Consider the following 13,849-nt stretch of genomic DNA (forward strand, 5'->3'; position numbering starts at 1 on the left):
GGCCTACTTGTTCGCCGACTCGACGGCGTGGCCGCCGAACTGGTTGCGCAGGGCCGCGATCATCTTCATCTGCGGGGAGTCCTCCTGACGGGAGGCGAACCGCGCGAAGAGGGACGCCGTGATGGCGGGCAGCGGGACGGCGTTGTCGATGGCGGCCTCGACCGTCCACCGGCCCTCTCCGGAGTCCTCGGCGTAGCCGCGCAGCTTGTCCAGGTGCACGTCCTCGTCGAGGGCGTTGACGGCCAGGTCGAGCAGCCAGGAACGGATGACCGTGCCCTCCTGCCAGGACCGGAAGACCTCGCGCACGTTCTCCACGGAGTCGACCTTCTCCAGGAGCTCCCAGCCCTCGGCGTAGGCCTGCATCATGGCGTACTCGATGCCGTTGTGGACCATCTTCGAGAAGTGCCCGGCCCCGACCCTGCCCGCGTGCACATAGCCGTACGGGCCCTCCGGCTTGAGCGCGTCGAAGATCGGCTGGAGCCTCTCGACGTGTTCCTTCTCGCCGCCGACCATCAGGGCGTAGCCGTTCTGCAGGCCCCAGACACCTCCGGAGACACCGGCGTCGACGAAGCCGATGCCCTTGGCGCCGAGCTCCTCGGCGTGCTTCTCGTCGTCCGTCCAGCGGGAGTTGCCGCCGTCGACGACCGTGTCGCCGGGCTGGAGCAGATCGCCGAGTTCGTCGATGACGGACTGTGTGGGCGCCCCGGCCGGGACCATCACCCAGACGGTCCGGGGCGCTTGAAGCTTGTCGACGAGTTCGGCGAGCCCGCTGACGTCGGAGAGCTCGGGGTTGCGGTCGTAGCCGACGACGGTGTGGCCGGCGCGGCGGACGCGCTCGCGCATGTTGCCGCCCATCTTGCCGAGACCGATCAGGCCCAGCTGAATCGATGTCATGTCAGTTCACTTCCTGAGCGTTGCGAAGAGAGCGGTAGGCGGCCACGAGAGCGGCGGTGGAGGGATCGAGGCCGGGCACCTCGACGCCCTTGGTGAGGGCGGGTTCGACGCGCTTGGCGAGGACCTTGCCGAGCTCCACGCCCCACTGGTCGAAGGAGTCGATGTTCCACACCGCGCCCTGCACGAACACCTTGTGCTCGTAGAGGGCGATCAGCTGACCGAGCACCGACGGGGTCAGCTCGGCCGCGAGGATCGTGGTGGTGGGGTGGTTGCCCTGGAAGGTGCGGTGCGCGACCTGTTCCTCCGCGGCGCCCTCCGCCCGGACCTCCTCGGCGGTCTTGCCGAAGGCGAGTGCCTGCCCCTGCGCGAACAGGTTGGCCATCAACAGGTCGTGCTGTGCCTCGAGTTCGTCGCTCAGCTCGTCGATCGGACGGGCGAACCCGATCAGGTCGGCCGGGACGATCTTCGTGCCCTGGTGGATCAACTGGTAGTAGGCGTGCTGCCCGTTGGTGCCCGGGGTGCCCCACACCACCGGCCCGGTCTGCCACCGCACGGTCCGGCCCTCGCGGTCCACCGACTTGCCGTTGGATTCCATGTCGAGCTGCTGGAGATAGGCGGTGAACTTCGACAGGTAGTGGCTGTAGGGCAGCACGGCGTGCGACTGCGCGTCGAAGAAGTTGCCGTACCAGATGCCCAACAGGCCAAGGATCAGCGGGGCGTTGGACTCCGCGGGGGCGGTGCGGAAGTGGTCGTCGACGATCCTGAACCCGTCGAGCAGCTCCCGGAACCGCTGCGGACCGATGGCGATCATCAGCGACAGGCCGATCGCCGAGTCGAAGGAGTACCGGCCGCCGACCCAGTCCCAGAACTCGAACATGTTGTCCACGTCGATGCCGAAGCCGGTGACCTTCTCGGCGTTCGTGGACAGCGCGACGAAGTGCTTCGCGACGGCCTTGTCGTCGCCGTCCAGGCCCCTGAGCAGCCAGGATCGGGCCGAGGTGGCGTTGGTGATCGTCTCGATCGTGGTGAAGGTCTTGGAGGCGACGATGAACAGCGTCTCGGCGGGGTCCAGGTCCCGGACCGCCTCGTGCAGGTCGGCGCCGTCGACGTTCGACACGAAACGGAACGTCAACTCCCTTGCCGTGTACGCCCGCAGTGCCTCGTACGCCATCGCGGGCCCCAGATCGGAGCCGCCGATGCCGATGTTGACGACGTTGCGGATACGCCGGCCGGTGTGACCGGTCCACTCGCCGGAGCGGACGCGCTCGGCGAACCGGCTCATCCTGTCCAGCACGGCGTGCACCTGGGGGACGACGTTCTCGCCGTCGACTTCGACGACCGCGTCCGCGGGGGCGCGCAGCGCGGTGTGCAGAACGGCGCGGTCCTCCGTGATGTTGATCCTCTCGCCGCGGAACATGGCGTCGCGCAGCCCGAACACGTTGGTGGCGGCGGCGAGTTCGTGCAGCTGGGCGAGGGTCTCGTCGGTGATCAGGTTCTTCGAGTAGTCGATGCGCAGGTCGCCGACGCGTACCACGTACCGCTGCGCGCGCCCCGGGTCCGCCGCGAACAGCTCCCGCAGGTGCGCCCGCCAGTGGGCGCGGTGGTCCTCCAACGCGGCCCACTCGGGCCGCCGGTCGAGCCGGGGGGTGTCAGACATGAGAGGGGGTCTCCTTGGTGCCCTCGCCCCGCAGAGCGACGGCGTACATCTCGTCCGCGTCGAGGCGCCTGAGCTCCTCGGCGATGAGTTCGGAGGTGGTGCGGACCTTCAGCGCGAGGGTGCGCGAGGGCTGGCCGGGCAGCGCGAGCGTGGCCAGGGGGCCCTCGGGGCGGTCGATGAGGATGTCGCCGTCCGCGGTGCCCAGGCGTACGGCCGTGACGACCGGTCCGGCGGTGACGACGCGGTCGATCGTGACCCTCAGCCGCGCCTCCAGCCAGCGAGCCAGCAGCTCGGCGGCGGGGTTGTCCGCCTCGGCCTCCACGGCCCCCGAGACGATCGGCAGCCGGGCCTGGTCCAGGGCCGCCGCCAGCATCGAGCGCCACGGGGTCAGCCGGGTCCAGGCGAGGTCGGTGTCGCCGGGGGCGTAGGAGCGGATCCGGGCCTCCAGCGTCGCCAGCGGGTTCTCGACGGCGTACAGGTCGGTGATCCTGCGCTGGCCCAGCGCGCCCAGCGGGTCCTTGGCGGGGTTCTCCGGCGCGTCCACCGGCCACCACACCACGACCGGCGCGTCCGGCAGCAGCAGCGGCAGGACGACGGAGTCGGCGTGCTCGGACACCTCTCCGTACGTCCGCAGGACGACCGTCTCGCCGGTGCCCGCGTCGGCGCCCACCCGGACCTCGGCGTCCAGCCGGGAGGCCGTACGGTCGCGCGGGGTGCGGGCGTGCCGCTTGATGACGACCAGGGTGCGCGAGGGGTGCTCGTGCGAGGCCTCCTCGGCCGCCTTGATCGAGTCGTAGGCGTTCTCCTCGTCCGTGACGATGACCATCGTCAGGACCATGCCCACGGCCGGTGTGCCGATGGCGCGGCGACCCTGCACCAGCGCCTTGTTGATCTTGCTTGCCGTGGTGTCGGTCAGGTCGATCTTCATGGCCTGCGCCAGCTCCGTCCGTCTCGTGCGAGCATCTCGTCGGCTTCCTCGGGTCCCCAGCTGCCCGAGGCGTACTGCGCGGGCCTGCCGTGCCGTGCCCAGTACTCCTCGATCGGGTCGAGGATCTTCCAGGACTCTTCCACTTCCTGATGGCGCGGGAACAGATTGGCGTCCCCGAGCAGCACGTCCAGGATGAGGCGCTCGTACGCCTCCGGGCTGGACTCCGTGAAGGACTCGCCGTAGGCGAAGTCCATCGTGACGTCCCGGATCTCCATCGAGGTGCCCGGCACCTTGGAGCCGAAGCGCACCGTGATGCCCTCGTCCGGCTGGACGCGGATGACGATGGCGTTCTGGCCGAGCTCCTCGGTGGCGGTGGAGTCGAAGGGGGAGTGCGGCGCCCGCTGGAAGACCACCGCGATCTCGGTGACCCGGCGGCCGAGCCGCTTGCCGGTGCGCAGGTAGAACGGCACGCCCGCCCAGCGGCGGTTGTCGACGTTCAGCTTGACGGCGGCGAACGTGTCCGTCGTGGAGGCCGGGTCGATGCCGTCCTCCTCCAGGTAGCCGCGCACCCTCTCGCCGCCCTGCCAGGCGCCCGCGTACTGCGCCCGCACGGTGTGCCTGCCGAGGTCGTCCGGCAGCTTCACCGCCTTGAGCACCTTCAGCTTCTCGGTGAGCAGCGAGGCCGCGTCGAAGGAGGCGGGCTCCTCCATCGCGGTGAGCGCCATCAGCTGGAGCAGGTGGTTCTGGATGACGTCACGGGCCGAGCCGATGCCGTCGTAGTAGCCGGCACGACCGCCGATGCCGATGTCCTCGGCCATCGTGATCTGGATGTGGTCGACGTACGACCGGTTCCAGATCGGCTCGAACATCGTGTTGGCGAAGCGCAGCGCCAGGATGTTCTGGACCGTCTCCTTGCCCAGGTAGTGGTCGATGCGGAAGACCTGGTCGGGATCGAACACGTCGTGCACGACCGCGTTGAGCTCCTGGGCGCTGGCCAGGTCGTGCCCGAACGGCTTCTCGATGACCGCCCGCCGCCAGGACCCCTCCCGGGCCTTCGCCAGCCCGTGCTTCTTGAGCTGCTCGACGACCTTGGGGAAGAACCTCGGCGGTACGGAGAGGTAGAAGGCGAAGTTGCCGCCGGTGCCGCGGGAGGAGTCCAGCTCGTCGACGGCGGCCTTGAGCTGCTTGAACGCGGTGTCGTCGTCGAAGTCGCCGGGGATGAACCGCATGCCCTCGGCGAGCTGCTGCCAGACCTCCTCGCGGAACGGGGTCCGCGCGTGCTCGCGCACCGCGTCGTGGACGACCTGAGCGAAGTCCTGGTCCTCCCAGTCGCGGCGGGCGAAGCCGACGAGTGAGAAGCCCGGCGGGAGCAGACCGCGGTTGGCGAGGTCGTAGACCGCCGGCATCAGCTTCTTGCGGGACAGGTCGCCGGTCACGCCGAAGATGACGAGGCCGGAGGGGCCCGCGACGTTGGGGAGGCGTCGGTCGCGGGGGTCCCTCAGTGGGTTCTCCCAGTCCGCGCCGAGCGTGCTGGTGCTCATTCCGCGTCAACTCCCTTGCTCATCAGCGACTTCGTGACCGCGTCCAGAAGGTCCTGCCACGCCGTGGCGAACTTGGCGACACCCTCGTCCTCCAACCGGGTGACGACCTCGTCGTAGGAGATGCCGAGCGCTTCGACGGCGGCGAGGTCGGCGCGGGCCTGCGGGTAGCCGCCGGTCACCGTGTCTCCGATGATGTCGCCGTGGTCGGCGGTGGCGTTCAGCGTGGCCTCGGGCATGGTGTTGACCGTGCCCGGTGCGACGAGATCGTCCACATACAGCGTGTCCTTGTACGCAGGATCCTTCACACCGGTGGATGCCCACAGCGGACGCTGCTTGTTCGCCTTCGCCCCGGCCAGCGCGGTCCAGCGGTCACCCGCGCGTGTCGAATTGTCGGCAGAGCCGAACCTGTCTTCGTACGCCTCGTAGGCGAGCCGCGCGTTGGCGAGTGCCGCCTTGCCCTTCAGCGCGAGGGCCTCGTCCGTGCCGAGGGCCGTCAGCCGCTTGTCGATCTCGGAGTCGACACGGGAGACGAAGAAGGAGGCGACGGAGTGGATGGTGGCGAGGTCCAGACCCCTCGCCCGTGCCTTCTCCAGGCCGGCCAGGTAGGCGTCCATGACCTCGCGGTAGCGCTCCAGCGAGAAGATCAGCGTGACGTTGACGCTGATGCCCAGGCCGATGACCTCGGTGATCGCCGGGAGGCCGGCCTTCGTCGCCGGGATCTTGATCATGACGTTGGGGCGGTCGACCAGCCAGGCGAGCTGCTTGGCCTCGGCGACGGTGGCCGCGGTGTCGTGGGCCAGACGGGGGTCGACCTCGATGGAGACACGACCGTCGACACCCTGCGACGTGGTGTATACGGAATGCAGAATATCGGCTGCGGCCCGCACGTCGGCCGTCGTCATCATCCGTACGGCCTCGTCCACCGTGACGCCCCGCACCGCGAGGTCGGCGAGCTGCTCCTCGTAGCCCTCCCCGGAGCCGATGGCGGCCTGGAAGATGGACGGGTTGGTGGTGACGCCGACGATGTTCCTCGTCTCGACGAGCTCGGCGAGGTTGCCGGAGGCGATCCGCCTGCGCGACAGGTCGTCCAGCCAGATGGAGACGCCCTCGTCGGACAGGCGCTTGAGTGCTCCCGCGGTCGCGGTTGCTTCGGTCACTGTGATCATCTTCTCTCTGGCGTTCGGATCAACCACGCGCTGCGGCCACGGATTCCCGGGCTGCGGCGGCGACGTTCTCGGGGGTGAAGCCGTACTCGGCGAACAGGGTGTTCGCGTCGGCGGAGGCACCGAAGTGCTCGAGGGAGACGATGCGTCCCGCGTCCTGCACGAAGCGGTGCCAGGTCAGACCGATGCCCGCCTCGACCGCGACACGGGCCTTCACCGACGGCGGCAGCACCCGGTCGCGGTACTCGCGCGGCTGCTCCTCGAACCACTCCACGGACGGCATCGACACCACCCGGGTGCCGATCCCCTCGGCCTCGAGCGCCTCACGCGCGGCGACGGCGAGCTGCACCTCGGAGCCGGTGGCGATGAGCACCACGTCCGGTACTTCGGAAGAGGAGTCCTGGAGCACGTAACCGCCCTTCGCCGCGTCCGGGTTCGGTGCGTAGGTCGGGACGCCCTGGCGGGTGAGGGCCAGGCCGTGCGGCGCCGGGTGGGTGGCGTGCCGCTCGAGGATCTCGGCCCAGGCGATCGCGGTCTCGTTGGCGTCGGCGGGACGGACGATGTTCAGGCCGGGGATGGCGCGCAGCGAGGCGAGGTGCTCGACGGGCTGGTGGGTGGGGCCGTCCTCGCCGAGGCCGACGGAGTCGTGCGTCCACACGTACGTCACCGGCAGCTGCATCAGCGCCGACATCCGCACCGCGTTGCGCATGTAGTCGGAGAACACCAGGAAAGTGCCGCCGTAGATACGGGTGTTGCCGTGCAGCGCGATGCCGTTCATCTCCGCGGCCATCGAGAACTCGCGGATCCCGAAGTGGACCGTACGGCCGTACGGGTTCGCCTCGGGAAGAGAGTTGCCCTCGGGGAGGAAGGAGGACGTCTTGTCGATGGTGGTGTTGTTGGAGCCGGCGAGGTCGGCGGAGCCGCCCCACAGCTCCGGGATCACCGCGCCGAGCGACTGGAGCACCTTGCCGGACGCGGCGCGCGTGGCGACGGACTTGCCGGGCTCGAAGACCGGCAGCGCGTCCTCCCACCCCTCGGGGAGCTGACCCGCGACGACCCGGTCGAACAGCTTCGCCCGCTCCGGGTCGGCACCGCGCCACTTGTCGAGCTGCTTGTCCCAGGCCGCGTGGGCCTCGGCGCCCCGGTCGAGGGCGGCGCGGGTATGGGCGAGGACCTCGTCGGTGACCTCGAAGGTCCGCTCCGGGTCGAAGCCGAGGACGCGCTTGGTGGCGGCGACCTCGTCCGCGCCGAGGGCGGAGCCGTGGGAGGCCTCGGTGTTCTGGGCGTTCGGCGCGGGCCAGGCGATGATCGTACGCAGCGAGATGATCGAGGGGCGCCCGGTCTCGGCCTGGGCCGCCTTCAGGGCCGCGTACAGGGCGGAAACGTCGACGTCACCGTCTTCTGCGGGTTCCACACGCTGGGTGTGCCAGCCGTAGGCCTCGTACCGCTTCAGTACGTCCTCGGAGAACGCGGTGACGGTGTCGCCCTCGATGGAGATGTGGTTGTCGTCGTAGACGAAGACCAGGTTGCCGAGCCTCTGGTGGCCCGCCAGCGAGGAGGCCTCGGCGGAGACGCCCTCCTCCAGGTCCCCGTCGGAGACGATCGCCCAGACCGTGTGGTCGAAGGGCGACTCGCCCTCTGGGGCGTCCGGGTCGAACAGACCGCGCTCGTAGCGGGCGGCCATCGCCATGCCGACGGCGTTGGCGACACCCTGGCCCAGCGGGCCCGTCGTCGTCTCGACACCGGCGGTGTGCCCGTACTCGGGGTGGCCCGGCGTCTTCGAGCCGTGCGTACGGAAGCTCCTGAGGTCGTCCAGCTCCAGTTCGTAGCCGGAGAGGAAGAGCTGGGTGTAGAGGGTCAGCGAGGTGTGTCCGGGGGACAGGACGAAGCGGTCGCGGCCGGTCCACTCGGGGTCCGCCGGATCGTGACGCATCACTTTCTGAAAGATCGTGTACGCGACCGGGGCCAGGCTCATGGCGGTTCCGGGGTGGCCGTTACCCACCTGCTGCACGGCATCCGCCGCGAGTAGACGCGCGGTGTCGACGGCACGTCGGTCGGTTTCGGTCCACTCGAAGCTGTTCGGTGTCTGCGTGCTCATCTTCAAGAAGTCCTCGATCGGAGCGGGTCTACTGCTGTGATGCGTTCAAACTTAAAAGTCTGACTTATGCGGGGGAAGGTTGCTGTGTGTCAGCCTGTGGTGAAAGTGGGACACGGACGGCGTGATCGGGACGGCGTGAGAAGGACATGGCGGACAGAACCATCCAAGACGGGGACGACGACGGCGGCGTTGACGGGATCAGAACGTTCCCCTTCCCGGTGGAGCTGAGCGTCGGCGGCGTCGGCATGCGGGTGGGCCCCATGGGCGCCGACCGCACCTGGCACGCCGAGACCGTGCCGCTGGAGCGCGTGCACCGCATCGACTTCCACGTGGTGATGCTCTTCGGCGACGGCCCCGTCCGCCACATGATCGACTTCGCCGAGTACGAGGCGGCCGCCGGCGACGTGCTGTGGATCCGCCCGGGCCAGGTGCACCGTTTCTCGAAGTCGAGCGAGTACCGCGGAACGGTCCTGGCCATGCAGCCCGGTTTTCTGCCCCGTGCCACCGTCGAGGCCACCGGCCTGTACCGCTACGACCTGCCGCCGCTGCTGCGACCGGACGAGCGGGAGCTCACGGGCCTGCGCGCGGCTCTGACGTATCTGCAAGGGGAGTACGACGACGGTGGCGCCGACGGCACCCTGCCCGTGAGTCTGCACACGGCGGTGCTGCGGCACTCGCTGACCGCGTTCCTGCTGCGCCTGGGGCATCTCGCGGCGAGCGGCGCGGAGGCGGCGCGGCGCCAGGCCGACACCACCTTCACGCTCTTCCGGGACGCCGTCGAGAAGGACTTCGCCACCAACCACAGCGTCAGCGCCTACGCCGACGCCCTCGGCTACTCCCGCCGCACCCTCGTGCGCGCGGTCCGCTCGGCCACCGGCGAGACGCCCAAGGGCTTCATCGACAAGCGGGTCGTCCTGGAGGCGAAGCGGCTCCTGGCCCACACGGACCTGCCGATCGGCCGGGTCGGCGCGGCGGTGGGCTTCCCCGACCCGGCGAACTTCTCCAAGTTCTTCCAACTGCACACGGGGCACACCCCGGTGGCCTTCCGCGCGGAACTGCGCTGAGACCGACCGGCGTGCGCCCCGTGTGGCGTGCGATGCGGGTGTCAGGCCTGGGCGGCCCCTTGCCCGAAGTAGTGCCCCTCGTCCAAGTCGGCGATGAGGGAGGGCTGTTCGGGCTGCCAGCCCAGCAGCTTGCGCGTCTGGGTGCTGGAGGCGGGGATGTCGCGGCCGACGAGGATGCCCAGCCAGCCGAAGTGGGCCTCCGCCTCGGCGGCGGGGATCGCGGTGACCGGCAGGTCCAGGTGAGCGCCGATGACGGCGGCGATGTCGCGGAACGGCACACCCTCGTCGTCGACGCCGTGCAGCCGGGTGCCCGCCGCGGCCGACTCCAGGGCGAGACGGTACAGCCGGGCCGCGTCGAGCCGGTGCACGGCGGGCCAGCGGTCGGCGCCGTCTCCGACGTATGCCGAGACGCCCCGTTCGCGGGCGAGGTCGATCAGCCGCGGCACGAAGCCGTGGTCGCCGACGCCGTGCACCGAGGGTGCGAGGCGGACCGCCGAGACGCGGACGCCCCGCTCGGCGAACGCGAGAGCCGCCGCCTCGTTGGGCATCCGCGCCGCCGCGGGCGAGTCGGCGACGAACCCGTCGTCCTCGGTGCTCACCCGGCCCGGAGGCAGGCCCGCGGTGCCGGAGGTGACGACGAACGGCCGGTCGGAGCCCGCGAGTTCCTCGCCCAGCATCTCGATGGCCCGCCGCTCCGTGCGGGCGGAGGCCTCGAAGTTCGCGAAGTCGTGCTGGAAGGCCAGGTGGATGACACCGTCGGCGGTGGCCGCACCCCTGCGCAGCCCGTCGGGGTCGCGGAGATCACCGCGGTGCACCTCGGCCCCGGCGGAGGTGAGGAACGCGGCGCCCGCGTCCGAACGGGCGACGCCCACGACCTGGTGTCCGGCGTCGATGAGCTCCTGGACGACGGCGGAACCGATGAACCCGGTCGCGCCGGTGATGAACACGCGCACAGCGCACTCCTTGAGTGGTTTCCGTAAGGGGTTTCGTGTCTCCATCCTCCGAAGGAGGAGGCGGCCGCGTCCAAGGCCTGTTTCGCATCGCGCAATACGCTTCAGGCATCACCGCAGGCCGGCAGCCCGGACGGTCAGCCGTCGGCGGCCGTCGGCGGTTACGCTCGTGCCATGCCCGACCCCGCCCCGGACTTCGGCCCCGCTCCGGACTCCGACCGCGCCCCCGGCTCCGGACCGGACCTCGGCCCCGGTTCCGGTCCCACCCCTGTGGCCGACCTCGACCTGCGGCTGGTGCGGTACTTCACCGCCGTCGCCGAGCACGGGCACTTCGGTCGCGCCGCCCTCGCCCTGCATGTCACCCAGCCGTCCCTGAGCCGCCAAGTACGCCGCCTGGAACAGCACTTGGGGGCGCGGCTCCTGGACCGCACCCCGCGCGGCACCCAGCTCACCGCGGCGGGCGAGGTCTTCCTGCCGCACGCCAAAGCCCTGCTGCGCTCGGCAGCCGAGGCCACCGTCCGGGCCCGGGCCGCCGCCGAGCCCAGCCGGTTCACCGTCGGCTACGTCACGGCCACCATCGTCACCCCGGCCGTACGCGAGCTGCGCCGCAGGCACCCCGACGCCGACGTCCGCACCCTCCACCTGGACTGGCACGAACTGTCCCGGGCCCTCCTCGACCACCGGGTGGACGCCATGGTGGCCCGGCTCCCCTTCCCGACGGAGGGGCTGCACGTCACTGTCCTCTACGACGAACCCCGCGTACTGGTCGTCCCCCTCGACCACCGGCTGGCCGGCAAGGAGTCCGTCACCGTCGACGACCTCGCCGGCGAACCCATGCCCCGGGTACGGGGATCCGACCCCGCCTGGAGCGCGTTCTGGCGCCTCGAACCACGCCCCGACGGACTGCCGGTGCCGGACGGGCCGTACGTGGACGAGGTCGAGGACAAGTTCGAACTCGTCGCGGCGGGACAGACGGTGGCCGTGTCCGCCGCCGCCCCCGGGTTCGTCCTGCGCCCCGACCTCACCAGCGTTCCCCTCGAAGGCGTCGAGCCGAGCCATGTCGTCCTGGCGACCCGCGCCGGCGACCGCGGCCGCCTGGTGACCTCCTTCCGCAAGGCGGCCCGGACCCACCTCACGGGCGCTCCCGCCGGGCGGCCGGACGCGCGGGACCGCTGATCTTCGCGGTCCGCTCGTGCACCGCCTCGACGAACGCGTGAAGGAGGGGACTCTCGCCGCCGGTGGGCCAGACGAGTCCCCGGTCGGCGGGGGCGTCGACCACGGGCAGGTAGGCGATGACGGGGTGCCGGTTGAACAGGTTCACCTGGTGGCTGAAAGGGAAGGCGCCCGCGCCTTCGGCGATGAGGGCGAGCGCCTCGGTGACCGAACGGACCTGCGGGCCCCGCTCGATCGGCCGCCGGCTCGGCGTGGTGCGAGGCGCGCGATCGAGCACCCAGCGGGCGGGCAGGGCGGGAGTGTCCAGCAGGCGCACGTCGGTCAGGTCCTCCGGACGGGCGCTGCCACCGACGGCGAGCGGGTGCCGGGTGGCGACCGCCGGCACCCGCTGCTCGCTCGACAGGACCGGCCCGACGCCGACACCGGGCCCGTCCACGGGACGGCCGGCGTCCATGACGTCGACCCCGCCCCGCGGCAAAGGCCGTTGGGCCTCACCGCCGTGGAACTCGCTGATCCGGACGTCGGCTTCGGGGTGGCGCTCGCACAAGGTGCCCGAGGCCTGCACGAGCAGGTTCATCCACAGCGGCCCGATCGCCCCGACCCGCGGGGTGCCCGGTGGTGCCGCGGGCGGTCGCGGCTGCGCGGGCGAGCCCGTCGCGGACGCGCCGGTGGTGGGGGAGCAGGTCGGCGTGCGGCGTGCGCCCGAGGTCGGCCAGGGCCACGCGCCGGCTCGTCCGCTCGACCAGGACGCCGCCGATCCGGCGTTCCATGCCCTGGATGAGCCGGCTGATGAGCTGCTGTGACACCCCGCGCCGCTGTGCGGCCCGACCGAAGTGCAGGTCCTGCGCCAGGACCGGGAACGCCTCGATCTCCCCGGCTCCCCGGTTTCGACAAGCTCCACTTGACGATCAACCAGAGGTTCGCCGTTGAAGCCTCACGACGCGACCCGCTCGCCGCCCAGCCACGGCATCCGCCCCACGAGCGTGTCCCGCATCCGGGTCAACGCCTCGATACGTTCCTGGAGTTCGGCGACCCGCTGAGCGCCCACGGCGTAGTTGGCGGCGCACGCGTCCGAGTAGGCGAACACCTCGGGCAGATCGCTGTCGAGGTAGCGGACGAAGGACTTGACGTTCTCCACCGTGAACCCGGAGGCGAGCAGGTCGCGGACATTGCGGACCCGGGTCACCGCGGCCGGCCCGTACACCCGGTAGCCGGCCGCGGTCCGCTCGGACTCCAGCAGCCCCTGCTCCTCGTAGTAGCGCAGGGCACGGGTCGTCGTCCCGGTGCGGGCGGCGAGGTCTCCGATCAGCATCATGGAGACGTCAACTCCCCAGCCGTACCACGGTCTTCCCGGTGTGCGCGCCGCGGACGAGATCGAGGAGGGCCCGCGGGGCGTGGGCGAGGCCGTCGATCACCGTCTCGTCGTAGCGGATGGCTCCGTCGCGCAGCCAGCCGCGGAATTGCTCGCCGAACTCGGCGGCCCTGTCGAGGTGGTCGGAGAGGGTGAATCCGCGCAGGGTGAGGCGTTTGGTGAGCAGGGGCAGCAGATCGCCGGGGCCGGTGTCGGGCCGGCCGCCGCTCTGCCGGTTCAGGGCGCCGCAGACCGCGATACGGCCGTGCGGGTTCATCACCTCGACGGCGGCGCGCAGTTGCTCACCGCCCACGTTGTCGAAGTACACGTCGATGCCGTCGGGAGCGGCCTCGCGCAGCCGGTCGACGACGGGACCGTCGTGGTGGTCGAAGGCCGCGTCAAAACCGAGCCTCCCCGTCAGATGGGCGACCTTCTCCCGCGTGCCGGCGCTGCCGATCACCCGCACCGCGCCTTTGAGCCGGGCGATCTGGCCGGCCATGCTTCCGGTCGCCCCGGCGGCGCTGGAGACGAACACCGTGTCGCCCGGACGGAGTTGTGCCACCTCCATGAGTCCGACGTAGGCGACCAGGCCGAAGCCCAGGTGCAGGGAAGGGCTCGGGTAGGCGGCCCGGTCGACCCTGCGCAGCGCCCCGGCCGGAGCGACGGCGTACTCCCGCCACCCCAACCGGTGCACCACCAGATCGCCTTCGGCGAGCGAGGGATCCGCCGAGACGGTCACCTCGCCGACGGCGTCGCCGTGGAGGACCTCGCCGAGTTCGTAACGTGGCATGGGAAGTCCGGGTTCGCCGGACGCCAGCAGGACCATGGCGGGGTCGAGAGACATGAACAGGTTGCGTACGAGGACCTGCCCGGGGGCCGGAGCCGGGACGGGCGCCTCGACGAGGTCGAAGTCGTCGGGGCCGGGGAGTCCTGCGGGCCGGGAGCGGAGGCGGACCTCCAGGCCCGTGGTGGGGTTCGTCATGACGGCGACGCTAGGGGTTGACGTATACGTGAAGGTCAACCACCCGGC

The 13,849-nt window shown here is 70.8% G+C and carries 13 protein-coding genes; 2 read left to right on the forward strand and 11 right to left on the reverse strand.

Annotation, left to right across the window (positions count from 1 at the left end; all coding sequences use genetic code 11):
- Positions 1–3: 3 nt before the first annotated feature.
- The 6 genes from gnd to tkt are packed head-to-tail and all read right to left on the reverse strand — an operon-like array spanning position 4 to position 8,281.
- Positions 4–885 carry a phosphogluconate dehydrogenase (NAD(+)-dependent, decarboxylating) gene (gene gnd / locus OG289_RS41615; protein WP_327320961.1) on the reverse strand — a complete coding sequence of 294 codons (882 nt, stop codon included), beginning with the start codon at positions 883–885 and terminating at the stop codon, positions 4–6.
- Positions 886–895: 10 nt separating this feature from the next.
- Positions 896–2,551, reverse strand: a complete 1,656-nt coding sequence (gene pgi / locus OG289_RS41620) for a glucose-6-phosphate isomerase (protein WP_327319179.1) — start codon at positions 2,549–2,551, stop codon at positions 896–898.
- Entirely contained in the window at positions 2,544–3,479 is a 936-nt protein-coding gene (gene opcA / locus OG289_RS41625; protein WP_327319180.1) for a glucose-6-phosphate dehydrogenase assembly protein OpcA, read from the reverse strand. Before opcA ends, pgi begins: the two co-directional genes overlap by 8 nt.
- Positions 3,476–5,020 carry a glucose-6-phosphate dehydrogenase gene (gene zwf, locus OG289_RS41630; RefSeq protein WP_327319181.1) on the reverse strand — a complete coding sequence of 515 codons (1,545 nt, stop codon included), beginning with the start codon at positions 5,018–5,020 and terminating at the stop codon, positions 3,476–3,478. Before zwf ends, opcA begins: the two co-directional genes overlap by 4 nt.
- The gene (gene tal / locus OG289_RS41635) at positions 5,017–6,186 is read right to left on the reverse strand and encodes a transaldolase (RefSeq protein ID WP_327319182.1); all 1,170 of its coding nucleotides are present in this window, start codon (positions 6,184–6,186) and stop codon (positions 5,017–5,019) included. The genes zwf and tal overlap by 4 nt, the downstream gene beginning before the upstream one ends.
- Positions 6,187–6,205: 19 nt before the next feature.
- Positions 6,206–8,281 carry a transketolase gene (tkt, locus tag OG289_RS41640; RefSeq protein WP_327319183.1) on the reverse strand — a complete coding sequence of 692 codons (2,076 nt, stop codon included), beginning with the start codon at positions 8,279–8,281 and terminating at the stop codon, positions 6,206–6,208.
- A 146-nt stretch (positions 8,282–8,427) separates the two neighbouring features.
- Here tkt and OG289_RS41645 point away from each other — a divergent pair, with 146 nt between their 5' ends.
- Positions 8,428–9,345, forward strand: a complete 918-nt coding sequence (locus OG289_RS41645) for a helix-turn-helix domain-containing protein (protein WP_327319184.1) — start codon at positions 8,428–8,430, stop codon at positions 9,343–9,345.
- Between the two features lie 41 nt (positions 9,346–9,386).
- On the opposite strand, the gene OG289_RS41650 is transcribed toward OG289_RS41645, so the two are convergent.
- Entirely contained in the window at positions 9,387–10,298 is a 912-nt protein-coding gene (locus OG289_RS41650) for an SDR family oxidoreductase (protein ID WP_327319185.1), read from the reverse strand.
- Positions 10,299–10,469: 171 nt separating this feature from the next.
- On the opposite strand from OG289_RS41650, the gene OG289_RS41655 reads away from it, so the two are divergent.
- Positions 10,470–11,471, forward strand: coding sequence for a LysR family transcriptional regulator (locus tag OG289_RS41655; RefSeq protein ID WP_327319186.1), 1,002 nt, complete (start codon positions 10,470–10,472; stop codon positions 11,469–11,471).
- Here OG289_RS41655 and OG289_RS41660 read toward each other — a convergent pair.
- The 4 genes from OG289_RS41660 to OG289_RS41675 all read right to left on the reverse strand — a co-directional run bounded on the left by OG289_RS41660 (position 11,428) and on the right by OG289_RS41675 (position 13,801).
- Complete coding sequence (locus OG289_RS41660) at positions 11,428–12,045, reverse strand: substrate-binding domain-containing protein (RefSeq protein ID WP_442819032.1); 618 nt, start codon at positions 12,043–12,045, stop codon at positions 11,428–11,430. The two genes, OG289_RS41655 and OG289_RS41660, sit on opposite strands and share 44 nt — an antisense overlap.
- On the reverse strand, positions 11,960–12,337 hold the full coding sequence (locus OG289_RS49855) for a helix-turn-helix domain-containing protein (RefSeq protein ID WP_442819124.1): 378 nt from the start codon (positions 12,335–12,337) through the stop codon (positions 11,960–11,962). Before OG289_RS49855 ends, OG289_RS41660 begins: the two co-directional genes overlap by 86 nt.
- Positions 12,338–12,402: 65 nt before the next feature.
- Positions 12,403–12,783, reverse strand: coding sequence for a MerR family transcriptional regulator (locus OG289_RS41670; RefSeq protein WP_327319187.1), 381 nt, complete (start codon positions 12,781–12,783; stop codon positions 12,403–12,405).
- A gap of 7 nt (positions 12,784–12,790) precedes the next feature.
- The gene (locus tag OG289_RS41675) at positions 12,791–13,801 is read right to left on the reverse strand and encodes an NADP-dependent oxidoreductase (RefSeq protein WP_327319188.1); all 1,011 of its coding nucleotides are present in this window, start codon (positions 13,799–13,801) and stop codon (positions 12,791–12,793) included.
- Between the last annotated feature and the right edge of the window lie 48 nt (positions 13,802–13,849).

Source organism: Streptomyces sp. NBC_01235, from assembly GCF_035989285.1.
Taxonomy (GTDB): domain Bacteria; phylum Actinomycetota; class Actinomycetes; order Streptomycetales; family Streptomycetaceae; genus Streptomyces.

Excerpts from the sequence above, each read along its gene's own strand:
- pgi (WP_327319179.1), bottom strand. The coding sequence starts at position 2,551 with ATGTCTGACACCCCCCGGCTCGACCGGCGGCCCGAGTGGGCCGCGTTG.
- opcA (WP_327319180.1), bottom strand. The coding sequence starts at position 3,479 with ATGAAGATCGACCTGACCGACACCACGGCAAGCAAGATCAACAAGGCG.
- zwf (WP_327319181.1), bottom strand. The coding sequence starts at position 5,020 with ATGAGCACCAGCACGCTCGGCGCGGACTGGGAGAACCCACTGAGGGAC.
- tal (WP_327319182.1), bottom strand. The coding sequence starts at position 6,186 with ATGATCACAGTGACCGAAGCAACCGCGACCGCGGGAGCACTCAAGCGC.
- tkt (WP_327319183.1), bottom strand. The coding sequence starts at position 8,281 with ATGAGCACGCAGACACCGAACAGCTTCGAGTGGACCGAAACCGACCGA.
- OG289_RS41645 (WP_327319184.1), top strand. The coding sequence starts at position 8,428 with ATGGCGGACAGAACCATCCAAGACGGGGACGACGACGGCGGCGTTGAC.
- OG289_RS41655 (WP_327319186.1), top strand. The coding sequence starts at position 10,470 with ATGCCCGACCCCGCCCCGGACTTCGGCCCCGCTCCGGACTCCGACCGC.
- OG289_RS41660 (WP_442819032.1), bottom strand. The coding sequence starts at position 12,045 with ATGAACCTGCTCGTGCAGGCCTCGGGCACCTTGTGCGAGCGCCACCCC.
- OG289_RS41670 (WP_327319187.1), bottom strand. The coding sequence starts at position 12,783 with ATGATGCTGATCGGAGACCTCGCCGCCCGCACCGGGACGACGACCCGT.
- OG289_RS41675 (WP_327319188.1), bottom strand. The coding sequence starts at position 13,801 with ATGACGAACCCCACCACGGGCCTGGAGGTCCGCCTCCGCTCCCGGCCC.